Annotated in this window: 16 protein-coding genes and 1 pseudogene; 5 read left to right on the top strand and 12 right to left on the bottom strand. The window is 62.3% G+C overall.

The window, feature by feature from the left end; all coding sequences use genetic code 11:
* Positions 1–430 precede the first annotated feature (430 nt).
* Positions 431–2,038 carry an APC family permease gene (locus tag N687_RS0117820; protein ID WP_029423153.1) on the bottom strand — a complete coding sequence of 536 codons (1,608 nt, stop codon included), beginning with the start codon at positions 2,036–2,038 and terminating at the stop codon, positions 431–433.
* 303 nt (positions 2,039–2,341) lie between these two features.
* Here N687_RS0117820 and N687_RS0117815 point away from each other — a divergent pair, with 303 nt between their 5' ends.
* The 4 genes from N687_RS0117815 (at position 2,342) to rnz (ending at position 6,678) form a co-directional block, all read left to right on the top strand.
* Positions 2,342–3,421 (top strand): quinone-dependent dihydroorotate dehydrogenase, encoded by a 1,080-nt coding sequence (locus N687_RS0117815; protein WP_197029380.1) that lies wholly within the window; start codon positions 2,342–2,344, stop codon positions 3,419–3,421.
* 94 nt (positions 3,422–3,515) lie between these two features.
* A complete protein-coding gene (locus N687_RS0117810; protein WP_029423151.1) occupies positions 3,516–4,127 on the top strand; it encodes a superoxide dismutase in 612 nt (203 codons plus the stop codon).
* Between the two features lie 211 nt (positions 4,128–4,338).
* Positions 4,339–5,676 (top strand): beta-aspartyl-peptidase, encoded by a 1,338-nt coding sequence (gene iadA, locus N687_RS0117805; protein WP_029423150.1) that lies wholly within the window; start codon positions 4,339–4,341, stop codon positions 5,674–5,676.
* A gap of 39 nt (positions 5,677–5,715) precedes the next feature.
* On the top strand, positions 5,716–6,678 hold the full coding sequence (rnz, locus tag N687_RS0117800; protein ID WP_029423149.1) for a ribonuclease Z: 963 nt from the start codon (positions 5,716–5,718) through the stop codon (positions 6,676–6,678).
* Here the strand turns inward: rnz and N687_RS0117795 are convergent.
* Positions 6,623–7,312: a sulfite oxidase-like oxidoreductase gene (locus N687_RS0117795; RefSeq protein WP_035463372.1), complete on the bottom strand. Its 690-nt coding sequence runs from the start codon at positions 7,310–7,312 to the stop codon at positions 6,623–6,625. The two genes, rnz and N687_RS0117795, sit on opposite strands and share 56 nt — an antisense overlap.
* A gap of 53 nt (positions 7,313–7,365) precedes the next feature.
* Positions 7,366–9,483, bottom strand: a complete 2,118-nt coding sequence (locus N687_RS0117790; protein WP_029423147.1) for a prolyl oligopeptidase family serine peptidase — start codon at positions 9,481–9,483, stop codon at positions 7,366–7,368.
* A 367-nt stretch (positions 9,484–9,850) separates the two neighbouring features.
* Here N687_RS0117790 and N687_RS0117785 point away from each other — a divergent pair, with 367 nt between their 5' ends.
* Complete coding sequence (locus tag N687_RS0117785) at positions 9,851–10,504, top strand: SGNH/GDSL hydrolase family protein (RefSeq protein WP_029423146.1); 654 nt, start codon at positions 9,851–9,853, stop codon at positions 10,502–10,504.
* Positions 10,505–10,580: 76 nt separating this feature from the next.
* On the opposite strand, the gene N687_RS0117780 is transcribed toward N687_RS0117785, so the two are convergent.
* The 9 genes and pseudogenes from N687_RS0117780 to N687_RS0117745 all read right to left on the bottom strand — a co-directional run bounded on the left by N687_RS0117780 (position 10,581) and on the right by N687_RS0117745 (position 19,888).
* Positions 10,581–11,885 (bottom strand): glycosyltransferase family 2 protein, encoded by a 1,305-nt coding sequence (locus N687_RS0117780; RefSeq protein WP_051663427.1) that lies wholly within the window; start codon positions 11,883–11,885, stop codon positions 10,581–10,583.
* Between the two features lie 220 nt (positions 11,886–12,105).
* Positions 12,106–13,392 (bottom strand): phosphopyruvate hydratase, encoded by a 1,287-nt coding sequence (gene eno / locus N687_RS0117775; protein ID WP_029423144.1) that lies wholly within the window; start codon positions 13,390–13,392, stop codon positions 12,106–12,108.
* A 71-nt stretch (positions 13,393–13,463) separates the two neighbouring features.
* On the bottom strand, positions 13,464–14,207 hold the full coding sequence (locus N687_RS0117770; protein WP_197029322.1) for a glucosamine-6-phosphate deaminase: 744 nt from the start codon (positions 14,205–14,207) through the stop codon (positions 13,464–13,466).
* A 90-nt stretch (positions 14,208–14,297) separates the two neighbouring features.
* Positions 14,298–15,545: an ROK family transcriptional regulator gene (locus tag N687_RS0117765; RefSeq protein WP_029423142.1), complete on the bottom strand. Its 1,248-nt coding sequence runs from the start codon at positions 15,543–15,545 to the stop codon at positions 14,298–14,300.
* A 13-nt stretch (positions 15,546–15,558) separates the two neighbouring features.
* A complete protein-coding gene (locus N687_RS0117760; protein ID WP_051663424.1) occupies positions 15,559–16,629 on the bottom strand; it encodes a DUF4432 family protein in 1,071 nt (356 codons plus the stop codon).
* A gap of 55 nt (positions 16,630–16,684) precedes the next feature.
* Complete coding sequence (locus N687_RS0117755) at positions 16,685–17,767, bottom strand: alpha/beta hydrolase family protein (RefSeq protein ID WP_035462483.1); 1,083 nt, start codon at positions 17,765–17,767, stop codon at positions 16,685–16,687.
* Between the two features lie 24 nt (positions 17,768–17,791).
* A pseudogene (locus N687_RS25210) lies at positions 17,792–18,094 on the bottom strand (RraA family protein); the annotation flags it as partial.
* Positions 18,085–18,450 (bottom strand): hypothetical protein, encoded by a 366-nt coding sequence (locus N687_RS25610; RefSeq protein ID WP_051663422.1) that lies wholly within the window; start codon positions 18,448–18,450, stop codon positions 18,085–18,087. The pseudogene N687_RS25210 and the gene N687_RS25610, both read right to left, overlap by 10 nt.
* A 124-nt stretch (positions 18,451–18,574) precedes the next feature.
* Positions 18,575–19,888, bottom strand: a complete 1,314-nt coding sequence (locus N687_RS0117745) for a hypothetical protein (protein ID WP_029423139.1) — start codon at positions 19,886–19,888, stop codon at positions 18,575–18,577.
* Positions 19,889–19,923 lie beyond the last annotated feature (35 nt).

Raw genomic sequence — 19,923 nt, 5'->3', positions numbered from 1 at the left:
TGCTGACTCCTGTCCGTTCAGCGCCGCCTCTCGACGGCGGTTACCGGCTCTACCGGCGTGCCGGACAGGCCTCCCCGGATAAGAACGGCCCCTTTCCTCTCATGCACCCGCCGCATTTACTGCCACAACCCTTGGCGACTTCGGACTTCGTTGTGCCTTGTCAACTCATCCAACTGTGACAGCCTCAGATGCGGTTCGTGTACCTCGGGTCGAGAGTTTGTCTCCAGCTTCCTTCGGATTCCACCTCACGATGGACACCCTTGCTCTTGGCTAACGGTAGGTATGTCGCCAACCCCCGTTCGGGACTTTCACCCTATAGAGACCGCCCATGCCGGGCGTACAAGGGCGAAGCCGGAGAGGATTCCCCTCTCCGGCTCCCCCAGTGAAGGATCACGCACACGCGCCAACTTTCCACGTCCCAATCCGCGCGTTATGCCTGCACGAATTCCGGCGGTGCCTCTCCAGCGGTATCCGTCTCAAAGGACGGCTCAGGCAGGGCGGAGTTCAGGCCCCAGAAGTACAGAAGGATAGCACCAATGACGACCACTATCGTGTCCAAGTACGGCCCCGGGACCCAAGGCTGCTTCATCGGACCGTAGGCGCCGATGTACGACATGATGAGGATGAAGATGTAATACACCACCAGCCACACGCCCGCCTTCCAGTCCCGGCCGATGCGCGACCGGGTCTCGTCGCTCTTGTCCATGAAGGCGAAGTAGAGGATGAGGGACGCGAGCGTCAGACCGATCAAGAACTCGTCGGTGTTCCATCCGGCCCAGTAGATGATGCACGTCGCCGCGATGAACGCCAAGGGGGCCAGGATATGGCCGCCCGGCAGACGGAACGGCCGCTTCATGTTCGGCAGCGTGCGGCGCATCGACATCATCGAAATGGGCCCGACCATGTACGTCATGACCGTCGCCGACGTGACCGCATCCACCAACTTGCTCCAGGTGTCAAACTGCGCTGGCAGAATCCACACGATGGCGAGGATGAAACTGAGCCACAGGGCTGCCCGGGGGACGCCGGTCTTTGGATCCACTTTCGAGAAGAACGAGTAGAAGTGCCGGTTGTTGGACCAGGCGTACAGCACGCGCCCCGTCCCTGACAAGTAGATGTTCCCTGTGCCGGCCGGCGAGATCACCGCGTCAATCAGCAGCAGCGTCGACAGCCATGTGAGCCCCAGGGACGAAGCCACCCAGACGAACGGGTAGTTGACCGTCTTTGGCATGGCATCCTTGATGTGGCCCCAGCCCTGGCCGAGGGCGCTCGAGGGGACCGCGCCGAGGAACGCCAACTGCAGCAGGATGTACACCGCCGTCCCCAGGAACACGGCGATGATGATGGCCCGGGGAATGTCCCGCTGCGGGTTCTTCGCCTCTGCGCCAAAGTCGACCGCCTGCCGGAAACCGAGGAACGCGAACACGATCCCGCCCCCGGCGATCGCCGTGAACACGCCCTCCGCACCACCCGGCGCCGCACCGGTGACTGCCAGGTTCGATCCCTTGAAATATACCAATAGGGCGATGACGGTGCACGTCGGCACAATGAACTTGAACGCGGTGACGATGGTGTTCACCTTGCCGAAGACGTTGACGCTCCAATAGTTGAGCAGGAAGAAGACGGCGAGGAGCAGGATCTCGACGATGGTGCCGGCCAGAGAGGGCCCTTTTTCTCCCATCAGCCACGGCGCGTAGTAGGACGCATGGCTGACCACCGCTTCGACCTCAATGCCGGCCACGCTCGAGTAGGCCATCAACGAGGCGAAACCCGTCATGTACCCCACGAGCGATCCATGCGTGTACTCCGGATAACGCACGAATCCGCCGGCGCGCGGCAGGGCAGCGGCCAATTCTCCATAGACGAGACCAATCAATAAGACCGCGATGGCGCCACCCACCCACGCCAACCAGGCGATGGACCCGGCGTACTGCGCGCCGTTCATGGACGCGAACAACCAGCCGGAGCCGATGATGGACCCGAGCCCGAGGAAGGTCAGGTCGAGCAGGGTCAGCTTCTTCTTGAACTTATCGTCCATACCTTCTCTCCTTTCCATTTGGAAATCCAGACAGACCCTGGGTGCTTCTGGCTCAAACTTATTATATGTCAGAATTTCGATAAGTCAAACTTTCGTGACCAGACAAATTTACTCAATTTACATAGACACAATGCACAACCCGCGTCATGGGAGCGATTCGCGCCTCCAAAGCAGATCTCCCGCGTGTCGCGCCGGCCCTCTGCGGCGTGGACAGCCGCCTTCCCTTTCCTCCGCGTGGCCAAGCTGGTACACTCCCAGAGGAAGCGACCGCGGGCCAGCGGGGCCTGCGGCATGATCGGAGGAATGCTCGTGTACCGCATGTTGCGCCCAATCCTGTTTCGGATCGATCCCGAAGCCGCACACCACCTCACCATGGCCGCGCTCTCCCGTGCGCCGTGGGCGGCAGGCCTCGCGGCCGGCAAGGTGCAAGAACACCCGTCGCTCCATCAGTCCTTGTGGGGCCTTTCTTTCGCCCACCCCGTCGGCCTCGCCGCCGGTCTGGACAAAAACGCCCTCGCCATCCCCGCCCTGTTTCGGTGCGGATTCTCTTTCATCGAAGTCGGCACCGTAACCCCCCGTCCGCAGCCAGGCAATCCGAAACCGCGCCTGTTCCGGTTGCCGGCCGACGAGGCCCTCATCAACCGGATGGGGTTCAACAACGACGGAGCCACCGCCGTCGCCGGCCGGGTTCGGCGTTGGACGGGCCTAGGAGTCATCGGGGTCAATCTGGGCAAGAACAAAGGGACGCCAAACGAGCGGGCGCACGACGATTACCTGGCGCTCGTAAACGTGTTCGCGCCGATGGCCGATTATCTCGTCATCAACGTCAGTTCGCCGAACACCCCTGGCCTGCGCGACCTTCAAACCCAGGAGCATCTGCTGCCCTTGGTCCAGGCGGTGTCCGCGGCGCGAGACCGGGTCGCCCCACCGGAGCGCCGGCCGCCGCTTTTGGTCAAACTCTCCCCGGATCTCGCGGATGCTGACCTCCAGAGTCTGGCGATCGCGCTGGCACAGTCGGGCGTCGACGGCCTGATTGCGACCAACACCACCATCACCCGGCCCGCGCTCGCCACGCCGGGCGTACAGGAGGCAGGTGGCCTCAGCGGCCGCCCCCTGCGGCAGCGCGCGACCGAAGTGGTCCGCCTGCTGTACCGGGCCACCGGCGGACGGCTGCCCATCATCGGCAGCGGCGGTGTGATCTCCGCGGACGACGCGTATGAGAAGATCCGGGCCGGGGCCAGTCTGGTGCAGGTGTACACCGGATTCATCTACCGAGGCCCCCGGTTGGTTCAGGAGATGGTCGACGGCCTTGCGGAGCGGCTCGCCCGCGACGGCTTCAGCCATATCCGGGAAGCCGTTGGTGCCGACCACCGCCGACGGTGAAACCGCTTGTCCGGGCGCGCTGGTAATTGCGGATCGATTGCGATAAGATGAGGATGTGTTACCTAATCCCACGATTACATAGGAGGGATCCGCAATGGCGCACGAGCTCCCACCGCTTCCTTACGATTACAACGCGCTGGAGCCGCACATCGACGAGCAGACGATGCGCATCCACCATGACCGTCACCACGGCACATATGTGAATAACCTGAACGCTGCGCTCGAAGGTCATCCGGATCTTCAGGCGAAATCATTGGACGAGCTGCTTCGCAACATCGACAGTGTACCCGAGTCCATCCGCACCGCGGTGCGCAACAATGGCGGCGGGCACGCCAACCACAGCCTGTTCTGGCAGATCATGAGCCCGAACGGCGGCGGGCAGCCGACGGGCGCCCTGGCGGACGCCATCAACAGCACGTTCGGCAGCTTCGAGAAATTTAAGGATGAGTTCTCCAAAGCCGCGGCGGGCCGGTTCGGCAGCGGCTGGGCTTGGCTGGTCATCGACAACGGCAAGCTGGCCATCACCAGCACCCCGAACCAGGACAACCCGGTGATGGAGGGCAAGACGCCCATCCTGGGGCTGGACGTGTGGGAGCACGCGTACTACCTGAAGTACCAGAACAAGCGCCCGGACTACATCGCCGCTTGGTGGAACGTCGTCAACTGGGCCGAGGTCGGCAAGCGCTACGAAGCGGCCATCAAGTGATCGCTGTGAACGCAAGGTGCCGCCCCACCGCAACGGTGCGGGCGGCGCCTCCTTTTTGGCCACACCCGACACAACGCCGGGCACATGAGCGCCGCGGGAATCCTTTCGCACCGCCGGGCAACACTACGTCTGGACCCGGCTGGCAGCGTTTCCTGCCGCCGGACACGCCGGCGCCTAGTCAGGCGCGCCGGATGTCGAAGGAGGCAGGCGAATGGAGGCACCGCTCACCCTGATCAAAAGGGCCCGTGTGTATGCACCCGAGCCGCTCGGCGAGAAGGACGTTCTCCTGTGCCACGACCAGATCCTCGCCATTGGGGAGGACCTGTCCTTCCACGGCAGCGTGCCCCTGTTGCGTGAGGTGGACGCGCGCGGCCTGATGATGTTCCCCGGGCTGATTGATCAACACGTCCATATGGCGGGCGGTGGAGGCGAAGGGGGATTCCACTACCGCACGCCCGAGATCTCCCTGAGCCACGTCACCACCGCCGGGGTCACGACGCTCGTCGGCGTGCTCGGCACGGACGGGGTCACCCGCCACACCCGGGAACTGCTCGCGAAGGCCAATGCGCTGGCGTTCGAAGGGGTGACGACCTACATCTACTGCGGCGCCTACCAGGTCCCGACGCGCACCATCACCGGCACACCACGCGGGGACATCGTGATGATTGACAAAGTCATCGGCGTGGGCGAAATCGCCATATCGGACAGCCGCTCCAGCCATCCCAGTGAGCACGAGTTGGCCGAACTGGCCAGTGAGGCGCGCGTGGGGGGCCTGTTGGCCGGCAAGGCGGGCGTATTGCACCTGCACGTGGGCGACGACGACGCCGGCCTGTCCGTCCTGTTCGAGCTGTTGCAGCGCACGGAACTGCCGCGGGAGATATTCACGCCCACCCACCTGAACCGCAACCCGGATCTCCTGCAGGACGCCATCCGCTACGGCAAGGAGGGCGGGTTTGTCGACGTCACCTCCGGCATCCGCCCAGACGCGCACGATCACGTCTCTGTCAAGCCGTCCCAGGCCATCCGACGGCTTCTGAACGCGGGGGTCCATCCCCGCCTTATCACCATGAGCTCCGACAGCAACGGCAGCTCCCCCATCTTCGACGAACGCGGGAAGCTGGTGGCCATGGGCATCGGGTCCATCGCGACCCTCTGGGAGGAGACCCGGGACGCCATCGTGCAGGAGGAGGTCCCGGTCGACGTCGCGGTCAGCATGGTCACCCGCAATGTCGCGCGGGTGCTCAAATTGGGCCGCAAGGGACGGATTCGTCAAGGCTTGGCGGCCGACCTGATCCTGACCAACGACCGATTCGAGATCCAGCATGTGTTCGCCAAGGGCCGGCAGATGGTGGAGGACGGCAAGCCGATTGTGTTCGGGACATTCGAGAACGTCCATCGCGTCCCCGGCTCACCGGACGTCAAAGGGGCCGCCGGCACTGTGAACCCGGAGCGGGGCCGGCCCATGATGGCGCCCGACGAGGACGACCCGGACGACTTCCCCGATGCCACTGAGCGCCAGCGCAAGAGCCGCCGGCACTACTGCTGCTGACCCCGCCGCCCCGACACCCTGTTTCGGGAGGGAGTCTCCGTGGAACTGGTCTTCCTCGGCACCGGCGCCGGCGTCCCGACGACGTCGCGCAACGTCACCGCCATCGCCCTCACCCTGTGGCCCGAACACACGGCCGCCTGGTTGTTCGATTGCGGCGAGGGCACGCAGCACCAACTCCTGCGCGCCGCGGCCTCGGCCGGCCCGCGGGTGCGCGCACGTCAGGTAGAGCGGGTGTTCCTCACCCACCTGCACGGCGACCACCTGTTTGGGCTGCCCGGCCTGCTCGGCTCCCGCTCCTTTCAGGCCGCCGACACGCCGCTAACGGTATACGGCCCGCCGGGTACCCGCCGCTACCTGGAGACGAGCCTCGAGGTCAGCCAGACCCATCTCACCTATCCGCTCGAGATTGTGGAGATTGAATCTCCCGGCATCGTTCATGCAGACGAGCGGTTTCAGGTGCACGCCTCCTGGTTGGAGCACACCATCCCGACGCTCGGGTACCGGGTGGTGGAACGCGATAGAGCTGGACGGCTCTTGACCAGCCGTCTGGCCGCCCTCGGAGTGCCGCCCGGTCCCCTGTATGGCCGGCTCAAACGGGGTCAGTCGATCCCGCTGCCCGGCGGCGGCATCCTTCACCCGGACGAAGCCCTCGCCCCGCCCGTCCCTGGGCGCGTCCTCGCCGTCCTCGGCGACACCCGGCCCTGCCCTGCGGCAGTGGAACTGGCATCCGGCGTAGACGTATTGGTGCACGAGGCCACCTTCGCGAACGATCGTTCAGAGCTAGCGCCCGCCTACGGGCACAGCACGGCGGCCGACGCCGCTCGTACCGCGCACGCTGCGGGCGCAACGGTGCTCATTCTCACCCACATCAGCGCCCGTTACAGCAGCGATGGCGCCGACCGCCTCCTCGCGGAGGCGCGCGCCATCTTCCCGAACACGCTCTTGGCTAGCGATCTGTGGTCGTATCCCGTTCCCGCATCGCGCGCCGGACGCGCGACCTGATGGTACGGTAGTAGTCGTCCGTCGTCCGGCCCGTGCCGAGCCACTCCGGATCGTCCCGGTAGCGCTGTTCCTGCCACGGGTCGCCGTACAGGTGGTACCCGTACTGCTCCCAGAACCCGGGCCGGTCCTCAGCCAAAAACTCAATCCCCCGCACCCACTTGGCGCTCTTCCAAAAGTACAAGTGCGGCACCACCAGGCGCAGCGGCCAACCGTGCTCCGGGGTGAGGTCCCGACCGTCGTGCCGGTAGGCGAACAGGACCCCATCCTGCAGCAGGTCCTCCAGAGGCAGGTTCGTGGTGTACCCTTGCTCCGCGTGCACCAACACGTACTTGGCCTCCGGGCGCACCCGGACCAGGTTCATCACGTCGCGGAAGGACACGCCCTCCCAGTGGTTGTCAAATCTCGACCAGGTGGTGACGCAATGGATGTCACTGGTGTACGCGTACTTGGGCAGCGCGAGGAACTCGGGCCAGGTCAGCACCCGCTCCGCCTCGACCAGGCCAAAGATGCGGAAATCCCAGGTATCGAGGTCCACGCGCGGCACCGTACCTGCATGCAGCACCGGCCACTTTTCCGTCAAGATCTGCCCCGGCGGCAGGCGGTCGCCCCAACCCCGGGTCGTGCGTTCAAACAACGCAATCCCTCCTTCCACGCCCGCCTTCACCCCGCGCGCCGCCCGGCGGCGGATCACACGAGGTGACCTTCCTCCATTGGGATCGCCAAAGTGTGGAACAAAAATGTATACATGTCCGCCCACTCGTCGAGCAGCTTCGCCGTCGGCTTCCCGAGACCGTGGCCCGCACGTTCATCCACCCGCAGCAAGACGGGGTTCACCCCTGGCGAAGCCGCCTGCAGGGTGGCCGCGAATTTGTAGGCGTGCAGCGGAGCGACGCGGTCATCCCTGTCGCCCGTGGTGATGAGAATGGGTGGGTAGACGCGGCCATAGCGCACGTTGTGCAGCGGTGAATAGGCGTACAGGAACCGGAAGTGATCCGGGTTTTCCTCGGCATTGCCGTACTCCGGCACCCAGAACCGTCCGACGGTGAATCGGTGATAGCGCAGCATGTCGATGACCGGCACCTGACACACCACCGCCCCGTACTGCTCCGGCCGCTGCAGCATGGTGGCCGCCACCAGCAGGCCTCCGTTGCTGCGGCCCATGATGGCCAGCCGTTTTGGATTCGTGTATCCGGAATCGATCAGCCAGCGCCCGGCGGCGTGAAAATCGTCAAACACATTCTGTTTGCGATCGAGCATCCCCGCCTGGTGCCACGCCTCGCCGAATTCACTGCCCCCGCGCAGGGACACCACGGCGAACACCCCGCCCCGCTCCAGGAGCATCAGGTGCGCGGGATAGAACTGAGGCGTCTGCGCGAGATTGAAACCGCCGTACCCGTACATCAGCACCGGCCGCTGTCCGTCCCGGGCGAGCCCGCGCCGGTGCGTGAGGAACATCGGCACCGAGGTGCCATCCGACGATTGGAACCACACCTGTTCGGTCTCGTACGCCGCCGGATCGAACGGGATCTCCGGCACCCGGTAGGGAACGAGGCGCCGCGACGCAAAATCGTACCGCCACACCTGGGGCGGATGCAGATATGACGTGAACTCGATGAACATCTCGCCGTCGGCGGGGCCGCCGGTGATCGCCGGGATCGATCCGATGGCCGGCAGCGCCGGTTCATCGAGCAGCTGCCCATCCAAGCTGAACAGCGCCAGACGGTGGTGTGCGTTGTGCAGGTACACCAGTGCCAGCGCTCCGTTCACCATACGTCCAAACGACAGCGCATCCTCCCCCTCGGGGACCACCTCCCGCGGCGGCTGCCCGTGGGTCGATACGTCGAGGGCGATCACGCGTCCCTTCGGCGCATCCTCGGTGGTGATGAAGTAAAAGACGCTGCCCGCGTTGCCCAACAGGTCGTACGCGGCCTGCTCGGGCGGGAACCACACGGTGAATCCTTGGTCCCGGACGACCCCAGGGCCTGCCGCAGGTCCGGCGGCCTCCGCCGCATCGGCCGGCGGCGCCTGTCCGTCGTCGGCCAGGGGCCGCAACAAAACCCCATTGCGCTTATCCGTGCCGCGCGTCAGCGACAGGTACAGGTACCGGCCGTCCTCGGTGATGGACACATGCGGGACCAGCTCCGGGTCAGGCGGCTGGTACACCACCGGATCGTCCGATTGGGGGGTGCCTAGCCGGTGGAAGCACACGCGCGCATGGCGGCTTTCCTCCTCCGGCGCCACCGTCCCCGGCTCCGGGAACCGGGTGTAGTAAAAGCCGCTGCCATCCGGATGCCATGCGATGTTCGTGAATTTGCACCACTGGACCTCATCGGGATCGTCCACCCCATCGGCGACGCGGCGCACCCGGATGGTCTGCCAGTCGCTGCCGCTCTCCGACAAGGTGTAGGCCACCCGCGCCCCGTCCGGGCTGACGGCGGTGGTCATCAAGGCGACCGTTCCGTCCGGACTGAGGGGGTTCGGATCGATTAACACCCTCGCCGTCCCGTCCGCCTCCTGCACCCAGTACACGGATTGGTTCTGCACTCCGTCGTGCTCCAGGTAAAACATGCGCCCGGCCTTTCGTTTCGGCGCGAAGTACCGGGGGAAGTTCCACAGTTCGCCGAGGCGCGCCCGAACCGCGGGCCGCAGCCCGGTCTCGTCCAGGTACGCCCGTGTCTGCTCGTTCTGCTCGGCGATGAACGCCTGCACGGCGGGACTCGTCAGGTCCTCCAACCAACGAAACGGGTCCGCCACCGCGGTGCCGTGGTAGTCCTCGACCACCGCCGGCCGCTCTGGTTCTGGCATGTCTGTCTCCTCCTCATTCTCATCGGTGTCGGTTCCCGCATCCCACTTCGACACCGGCGCCCCCGCATCCTCCAGGACTGCGCGTGGTGCAGGAGCTCCGCGGCGGCGAGGCCATCGAAACGCAGGACCCCGGCCGCAGGACCCCGGCGGCACCGGTGCGTCGACCTGACGTTGCTGCCGCCTCAGGGACATGGACGCAGAGCGGTTGGGGGCCGGGACTTGCCCAGATCCCGTCCATGCTGGGTATGAACCGTGTCCCCGCCACCGTGGCGCACATAAAGAGATACCATGTGATTCCACATGCGGCAGGTGGCGGTCGACCTGCCCGCAGGTCGTGATCTCAGATTCATCCTGGCAGGTGACGTACATGTGGTACACCGCCCTCGGCGACTCCATCACCGCCGGTTCCGGGGCGAGCGCGCCGTGGCGGGCGTATCCGGCACAGATCCTCCGCCGCAGCGCCGCACGCTCCGTCCCTGGCGGCGCCTGTCTGCACGTCCTCGCCCATCCGTGGTGGACCACCGAAGCGCTCGACATGGCCGTCCGCGAAAATGACATCGGTCCCCTTACCCAGGCGACCGCCGTCAGCGTCTGGATCGGAGGCGACAATCTGTCCCAGGCTGGCCTCCGGTTGCTCGAAGGCCCGCGCGGGGACGTGGCCGCCGTGGTGACGGCGGCCATCCGCAGCCATCAGGCCCATCTCAACCGCCTTCTCCGGTTCCTCGGCTCCATCACCCGGGCCCGTCTGGTGGTGTGCACACAGTACAACCCCTTCCCCAACAGCCCCCTGGCTGTCCAGGCCATGGCCGCGCTGAACGACGCCACGCGCGACGTCGCCAGACGATTGGGGGTCTCCGTGGCTCCCGCCGACACCTGGTTCGCCGGTCGCGAGGCGGAACTCATCCACGGTTACCGGACAGGACGCCTGGAGGACGTCCTGCGGTCGCCCGATGTGCCGGTGCATCCGAATGATCGCGGACACAGCGTGATCGCAGCCGGTCTGTGGCCATTCCTGTCGTAATGCGCGCCTGACCCGACCGCGCGGCCCGAGTGGGCCGAGCCCTATGACGCAGGTCGGGAGGCCCGCGCCTCGGGAGTCACGTCCGCGGCCCCCGCTCTCCGGCGTGCCAGCGTCCCTCCCTGCGCAGGACCTCCAGCGGATAGACCGTCCCCCGCCACATCAGGCCCCCGCGTCGCCACACCCGCCAGGCGGCCCTGAGGTAGGCGAACGCCAACAGCGCCGCGCCCACCGGCCACAATAGCATCGCGGCAGCCACGCGCAGCCGCGTCCGCCTGTGCAATGCCTCTCCATCGGCGGGCGTCTCTCCCGCCGCGCCTGAGGGCGTCTCCTCCGCCGAGCCTGCGAACAGCCCGCATGCGACCACTGCGCACAATCCGGTCACGACCGCCCACGCGAACAGGTATCCCCACGCGGCGCGGCCCCCGGTGACAGCGCCGATCACTGGCCCCTCGTACAGCGCCAACAGCAACGGGATCACCGCCGCCAGCGCCCACGGCCGGTACCCGAAAGCGGCGAGCGGACTCTTTTCCAGGCCCTGAATCATGTCCCAGGTCCGCTCGTACCAAGCCAAGGACATGCGATCCGCGGCCCGCACCAGGCACTGCCGGCATCCGGACCGCTTGAGCAGCCGCCCCAGCGCGGCGTCGTCGTCCGGCCGCATGCGGATGGCCGCGTGGCCGCCGGACGCGAGGTAGCGGGATCGATCCACCCACTGAAACGCCCCGATTCCAGCCACACCCCACCGCCCCCGGCACGCGCTCTGGGGCCGCAGGAACATCACCAGGTTGAGAGCGAACACCAGCATCAACGCTGCGAGCGGTGTCGATTCCGCCTTGAGCCTGGGTACCGCCGTGACATGCTGAAATCCCCGCTGGTGCGCGAACGCGGCGGCCTCCTCCAAGGTATGCGGATGCAGGCGAACATCCGCGTCCATGAACACCAGCCACGCCCCCGTCGCCGACATGGCTCCCTGGTACAGGGCGTGGTTCTTGCCGAGCCATCCCTCCGGCAAGTCGGTCACCCGAATTCCGCGAACGCGCGGATCGGCTGCCGCAAATCGGGAGATGACGGTCCAGGTGTCGTCCTGCGACCGGTCGTCCACCACGATGATCTCCAGATCCGCCACCGTCTGCGCCGTCAGAGCCGCGAGCGTGTCCGCCAGCGCCCTGCCCTCGTCCCGCGCGGCGATCACCACGGACACCCGGCCGGGCGCTGTCGTGGACTGCCCGCGCCGATCAAACCCCCGCCTGGAATGCTCATTCCAGCTCGACCCGACCGCTTCGCCCACGCGCGACAGGCGCGGGACGCGGAGTAAATCCGGCAGCGTGACCGCCGCCAAGATGGACCACACGACGGCCAACAGCCAACCGATCCAGGCCAATACGAGCTCCCTCCCGCCTATGGACTCGCCGATCTCCAGGATAACGCTCCGAAGCGAGCCATGGGAGAGGATGGCGGCGGGTGCAAAGAGTTTGCGAGCGCCCCAACGGCGTTGGCCCTGCGGCTATCCATGATCTTACGGGTTGCCCCCTCGCCGTGGACACGTGTCCGGCGCTTCACACGCCCGAGCCGTCCGCACCGATCCGCGGAGAAGACCCCCCTTAACGCGGACGAAAAGGAGACGCCATCGGCGGGTGACCCAGCCACTCCTCAATCCGAAACAACCGGTTATATTTCGCCAGCCGCTCCGACCGGGTGATGGACCCCACCTTGATCTGACCAGCCCCCGTGCCCACCGCAAGGTCGGCCATGAAAGTGTCCTCGGTCTCCCCGGATCGCGCCGAGACCACCGTCCTGAATCCATGGGCCTGCGCCATCCGGATGGCTTCCAGCGTCTCGGTGACCGTCCCCGCCTGGTTCAACTTGATGAGAATGGCGTTGGCCGCACCCTGTTCCATTCCCTGCTTCAACCGCGTGACGGACGTCGCGAACAAGTCGTCTCCCACAAGCTGCACCCGCGCGCCCACACGAGCCGTCAGCTGCCGCCAACCCTCCCAGTCGTCCTCAGCGAGCCCGTCCTCCAGAGAGACGATGGGGAACCGCTCGGTCCACGCCGCCAACAAGGCGACCATCTCTTCAGAGGAGCGAGTCGTTCGATCCCGCCGGAGCCGATACACCCCGTCCTCGTAAAAGTGAGAGGAGGCGACATCGACCGCGATCGCGCCGTCCACCCCTGGCTTCAGCCCTGCCCGTTCCATGGCCTGGATCAGGATCCCGAGTCCCTCTTCGTTGGAAGACAGGGCCGGCCCCAAACCTCCTTCGTCGGCGACGAGCCGGACGTCGTACCCCGCTGCCTGCAAGATTTGCTTGGCGGCATGGTAGACGTCGTACACCTGTTGCATGGCGCGGGAGTAGGTCTCAGCGCCGACGGGGACGAACAGGATGTCCTGGATATCCAGTTGCCCGCCCGCGTGCAGGCCGCCGCTGAGGATATTCACCATGGGCAGTGGCAGGCGGACCCGCTCGGGATGCGTCCCGAACATCTCAGCGATGTAGGCATACAAGCGCAACCTCCGGGCCTTCGCCGCCGCGACACACACGGCCATCGAAACCCCGAGCGTCGCGTTGGCCCCCAGGCGCCGCTTGTCCGGTGTTCCGTCCAATTCGAGCAGACGCCTGTCCACCTCCGCCTGGTCGTCCGCCTGCATCCCGGCCAACGCCCGGGCGATCTCGCCGTTCACATGCGCGATCGCCCGCCCCACACCTTTTCCGCCGTATACCCGCGGGTCCCCGTCCCGCAGTTCGAGTGCCTCATGACGGCCCGTGGAAGCACCCGACGGCACGATGGCGTGCCCCGTGGTTCCGTCCTCCAAGGTCACCCCCGCTTCCACCGTCGGCGTCCCGCGCGAGTCCAATACTTGGCGTGCCTGTACGTGTACGATACGCACCCGGTGTCCTCCTTCAAGACTCAGTGACGTCATTCAAGAACGCTGCATTGGTGCTCTGCTGCATCTGGTCATCACAACCTCTCCACTGAGTGTACGTGTTCGAAAGACGCCAGTGTTTCGAAATTGACAAGCGAAGCCGAATCATCGTCAAGGTACAAAGTGACGTTAGGGTGTGTTTTTAATGCGGTCGCGGGGATGTAATTGCTGACAGGCGAGTTCAGGGTCTGCGCTACTGCCTGAGCTTTCACCCGATAAGGGACACAGGAGATAATCGCCTCGCTTCTCAAGATCTGATGCACTGTCATGCTCACCGCCTGCGCCGGGACATCTTCCACGGCCGAGAACCACCCTTCCCGCACCTGTTGTTCCTTGCAGCGCCGGTCGAGATTCACGACGATAAACGCCTCCCGCGTCTCGAAGTCGGCTGGCGGATCGTTAAACGCAATATGCGCGTTCTCCCCGATGCCGACCAGTGCGAGGTCAATCGGCGCCTTGCGAATTTCAACGGTCAACTCCGCTATGTGCTGCTGCAAATCTCCTTCCGGAGACACGAACACCGCCCGCCGCAGAGGAACCTGGTCGATGAATTTTTCTTTGAGATACCTGCGGAAACTGGCCGGATGATCCATCGGCAATCCCACATATTCATCCAGATGAAACATCACCACTTTGCTCCAATCCACGTTCTGACGCACGAGAAACCGCAGGGTATCGATCTGGGAGTTCCCGGTGGACAGGACCAGCCTCGCCTCCCCGCGGGACTGAATGGCAGCATTCAGAATCTGGGCACAATGGGCAGCCGCCGCCTTTCCCAATTCCTCTGACGTGTGAAAGCAGCGGATGTTCATACATTATCCCTCCGGATTTGCGGTCGCAGCTCGAACCGCGACACGCAAGGGTATATCTTAGTTGGCTGAAGAATTGAAGAACAGCAACTCTCCGTCAATGGCCTCCGCGATCACCGGCGTGGCTGCCCCGATAATGGACATGTCCTCGCCAAACTTCGAATACTTGAGTTGCACCCGTTTGGCAGGCAAATGCAACGCTCTGGACCTCACCACGGATTCCACTTCTGACAGGAACGATTCGCCGAGCACCGTCACGTTCCCATGTAACAAAATTGCCTCGGGATTAAACACATTGACTAGGTTGACGATACCTATTCCAAGATAGTACGCGTACCTTTTGACACGAGGCAGCGTAAATTCATCCTGCATGGCATACAGGGCTCCAACCGTCTCCATATCTAACTGACCCGGCTCCGACAGGTGAGAGTTCCTGTTAAACCATGGTGGACGGTGCGCTTCTGCCTCTTGATTGAACCACTTGAGAAAGGAGCTTTCTGTGGCATACAGTTCCCAACAACCGTGATTTCCACAACGGCACTTCGGTCCATTCAACTCGACCGTGGTATGCCCGAATTCCCCGCCGCTGTTGTCAATGCCGCGATAGATCGTACGATTGAGGATGATTCCTGTGCCCAAGCCTCCCTTCGTTTGGAGGGTGATGAACGTGTCCAGATCGCGCCCAAGTCCAAACCATTTTTCCGCCATTGCAATGTTTCTCGATTCATTGTCCACCATCACCGGCAGTTGAAACCGAGATTGTAGATAGGGACCGATGGGAACTTCACTCCATCCTTCCAGATGGGTAGCGTTAACCAGGACACCTCGTCGATTTTCGATCACTCCCGGTGCGCTGACACCAATCCCGATGACAGAAACACCCATCTGCTCCGCCTGATCCAACATGGACCTGACGATCGCACAGACGAGTTCGAGCGTCTGCGGAACATTCCGCTGATCGAAGCGAAGCTTTGTTTTCGACAACACGGTCATTTGGAGGTCGACCAAAGCCCCCTCGAGTACGTCTATACCAATGTAGATCCCGATTACACTTCCAGCCCTGGCGTTGAAACTGTACAGGACGGGTCTTTTCCCCCCTTGACTCGTGGAAGTACCCATGCCGACAGCCGTCAAGTATCCTTCCTCCACCAGTTCATCCACCAATGCCGAGACCGTTGGTTTACTGATGCCTAGGGATTTCGAAATATCCGGTTTCGAACTCACACCATTGCGATACACGTGCCGCAGTAAGGCGGCCTTGTTCTCGCTCTTGAGGTCGGATGGTCTAAGAGCCCCATACCTTGGCACATCGCGAGCCTCCTTAAATGTTCATTTCGGCACGAGTCTCATTCCCTGTATGTGTCTCGTACACCGTAACCGTGAACGAAGTGTATATCGTCTGCCCAGGTTCAATCATGGCAGCAGTGCCATTTTCGATAGCTTCCAGGAGGCCAGCTTGTCCCGTGCCCGGCAGACTGGTGAAGGGCTCCAATGCAAGAACCCGTGCATTTCCATACCATGGATAATCCTCCGTGCCGCCCGCCTCATTCCAGATCCAAAGATACGGAAATGTCTGGATGTCCCATTCGAAGCGAATGCCCACCCCGATTTGGGTGTTGGTCAGCATAAACCACCCATCCTCCATCTCCGTCGCGTACAACATATCGGCGGATTGACACGAGTACTCCCGCAAAACCCTCAGATCCACGACATTTCCCCATCTATCACGAATCAACGGCCACACGGCCAGTGCGCCTTGAGGAGAAAATCGGCTGTTCACAGAATAAAGCTCTGGATGCGACACGATCTTGCAGCTAGGCAAATCTAAACGGGTTGCCGGTCCAATGAAGGGCGGTCCGAACGCCGGATGGTGTCCCCACATAAAGTGCAGCGGCACCCGTCCTTCGTTGCGTACCGCCTCTTTCACCTCCAAAGCCGATATTCCTTCCACCAATGTGATGTCCTTGGTCAATAGATATGGACTGCGCAGGGTTCGTACAGATAAGCGGACCGTGATCCTCTCTTTGCGATCCTCGATGATTTCGTAGTCCCATGGCAACAGCGCTACTTCTCCGTGCATGCCAAACAGGGCGCCCCGATACTCGCAGCCGCCGCTCCCGGCGGGAAACACCTCCTGCCAGCCACCGGAGTATTGGTCCAGAAATCGTGTATTATTGGTGGAGGGGAATCCAGACACCGTCCCCTGGCGTCGGATGCCCCGTGAACTTCTGTACATAAAATCGAGGTCGAGCGGTTTGTACACCAGCTCGAAGATTTCCGCACCCTTGTCCAAAAGCAAGGAGACCCGCAGTTTCTCATTTTGTAGGACAAGCACGTTCATGCCCTGAAAGGTCCAGCCGTCTTCAATGCGGCAACCCGTCGTACGTTGCAATCGATTCTGCCTCATATGCTCACCTGATATCCTGACTTCGGCAATATTCGCCCCCTTAGAACAGGGCGTGCTCATCGCAGAAGCGCCCGCGTAGCCAATTGTTGAGAAACGAAACGGTGTGATCGCCAGAAAACCTGTGTGCTCCATCGAACACATGAGTGAACAGCCGCTCCGAAGCACCGGCAGCCCGATAGATGGATCGTAGGTGTTTCTGCGCGGCGAGCGAAGCCTCAATTGGAAACCCTGGATCGTGCACCCCGTTTTCGACAAGCAGCGGGCGCGGCGCAATCAATCCGGCTAGGTCGGACAAATCGGCGTACTCATAAATACCCGGGACGAACTGAGATCCGCAGAAGTTACCTAACTTGATTGCGTATTCCATGTATGTCGTCAATGCACACGAGACTGAGGCAGCCTTAATCCTTGTGTCCAACGCGGCGACGTGCAAGGCCATCGTGCCGCCGAACGACAATCCGACACACCCGATGGCATCCGGATCCACATCCGGACGGGTGACCAGGTAATCCACGGTCTTCATCACGTCCCATACGTGGAGTGTAATCAGTTTGACGCCCATCAGGAGGCCGCGGATGAAATGGACATTACAACTGTCCCGCCCAGGATAGAGGTTACCGTCAGACCGTTCACCGAAGTTTCGAAAGTCTAGGGTGACAGTGATGAAGCCCGCCCGGGCGAGTTGAACAGCGTAATCATAGTTGTACCGTTGGATGGCGTGTTTCCGAACTGTGTCGGTGGCCACACCTGTCACAAGGTCCTTTCCGTAGGCATGCCAGTCTCCCTCAGGTCCGTGTCCGTGCAGACACAGCACCGCAGGATGGCGAGCGTCCTTAGGCAGATCCGTGCGCTTGATCACCAACGCAGGGACAGACGCCAGTTCTTCTACATCGAAAATGACCTTTTCTTTGTACAACCCATCTTTTTCAACTTGCCATACCGTTTCCGGATGTAGCTCTACTTCTTGAGGAAACGGTTCCATCAGCTCCATCAGCTTTGCTCTCAGGACGGTCTGCCACTGCAGTACGTCCTGGCCCAGGTCGTCATCGAAGTGCAGTTTCGGTTTGACCATTAGGCCACGGCGAATGAAGTATTCCTGCAGTGAGAAGTGGCGCTTGGCCATCATGAATGTCTCCTTATCCTTTGATCACAGAACGTTGTACTTTTGAAACGCCTCAGCCAGGCTCATCCCGGACAAAATGGCGGCTCTCACCTGGTTTTCCGATTGCACCTTCTGTAAAGCACGCTCGATGACTTTGTCTGCAATGGCCTGCGGGATGACCACCACGCCGTCCACATCCGCAAACACCAGATCCCCCGGATGAACCTCCACGCCACCACACTCAATCGAACACTGGTACGCCACCACCTCGTTTCTACCTTTGGAATCATACGGAAGATTTCCCTTACAGAAAACGGGATACTGCATCTGTCGAATCTTCATGGTGTCCCTGCAATATCCCTAGAGAATCGTACCTCGCGCCCCTCTCGACACTGCCGCGGTGCTGAGCAACTCTCCCCACAAGGCACTTCGCTCCGACGCCCCCCGGCCACGACCATCACGTCACCGGGAGTCAGCCTATCCACCGCCTCGATCTCTTTAGCGTATGGATGATCGGGAATCTCGAACACGTCCGTCACTAGGACTGTAAAAGCCCTGCCCATTACCTTTTGCGAATCATCGAGGGGACGGATCGACGGAGCCATTGCCTGGTGGCGGTATCCAAAATCGTCGAGGATATCGCACAGAACCGGCGAGTATAACTGATCCTGTAAAAATTGAAAATGTGCATATAAAACTTCCATCAAGATCTCTCCCTATGATCTGTCATGTTCGAGTAAAGGAAGTTCCATACCCCAGCCACATATCCTACGCGAACCCGCTGACTCACTGGGAGAAGCGAAAGGAAACTCTATGGGATGATTACTTCTACCGTAGAGACGAAGCCATGTTCAGCAGCGCGCGCACGGCGATATCCCCCGCCTCCGGAGCCAATTGACTGTGCCGGCACGTGCGTACTTCGTACCCGCCTTGTGCAAACGCTTCTTGGGTAGGGACATATCCTACACAATCGTTGGCCAAACCAAAGACGAAGGTGTGTTTCGCCAGACCCTGACGCTGCACCTGGTGTTTCAGATGCAGTCCAAACTCCACGAAGAATTCACCTGGCAGGCAGAACACCAGCGAATCTCCGACGCGCACCACCTGCAGATCCGTGGCGATGTACGCCTTGTGTTTGCTGGCCATCGCCAGCAGTTCACGCGCGTAAGCCTCGTCCGGGATCCCGTCCAACAGTGATGGAATCACCCCGCCACAGGCCTCCCAAGTGTCACGCGCCCACGCGAGTTCCTCATCGGAGATGACCCGCCGCGGAAGGCTGACGACTTTCATCCGTGTGTGCAATACAGGTTCGTATTCGACACGTGCGTTGGCAAGTGCCCTCATCACCGCTTCGCCGAGTATTCTACCAATTCGTTCTGTTTCTTCAAATCCCCGCGTCTGATTAGGATTTTTTACATTGATATGGTTAATGTTCCCGAGCGCGCCGTTGACAAACAGCACCACTACGTCAGAACCCAACTGCTGCTGTAGATAAACATTGAGATCGTGAATATAGTCCCTCGAAAAGGCCCAGTCCTTGCCAACGAGCACCGCAGGATGCAGCGTGTAATTGACGAGCACGCATCGGACCCGCCCACCGCGATGCCGGACCTGCCAGACCAGTACCTCTGGGTCAATCGGTCCAGCAGTTCGCGTCACCTGCTCCGGGTCCAGCCCCTCCCAGTTCATGTGCAGGGAGCCATCGCGCAGCCAGACTCTGCGATTGAATGCAATCGAGTCCTCCTGACTCCGCCCCACCCATAGAGTGGAGTCCTCTGCCTCCTCCATCGCCTTACACGCGCCGCGGGCGACATCTTCCACAAACGATTCCAGATAGCGCACCACCATCGGATCGTAATCGTCCTTCATGGAACTGCCGACGTCAGGGCCAGAATGGGTATGTGTGGCGGTGACAATCTGGCACTCAGGAGGCAGGCCGGTAAACTCCAGTACCCGCTCCTTCAGCCGATGCACCCAATCCCGTTCCAGCGCAAGCAGGTCGCAATTGATGAACAGTAGTTCCTGGTTTTCGTGGCGTAAATAGAGAATGTTTGCGAATAATGGATCATGCACAAACCGTGAACGATTGTCGCTTCTGACGTTACCGCCAATCGGAGTGCCAACGGCCGGGGTGATATCCACCCGCTGACATCCTGCCTTCACCAGGCTTCGCCTCC

Source organism: Alicyclobacillus macrosporangiidus CPP55, from assembly GCF_000702485.1.
GTDB lineage: Bacteria > Bacillota > Bacilli > Alicyclobacillales > Alicyclobacillaceae > Alicyclobacillus_H > Alicyclobacillus_H macrosporangiidus_B.
The sequence above is the reverse complement of the archived record's forward strand: the minus strand, read 5'-3'. Positions and strand labels throughout refer to the sequence as shown.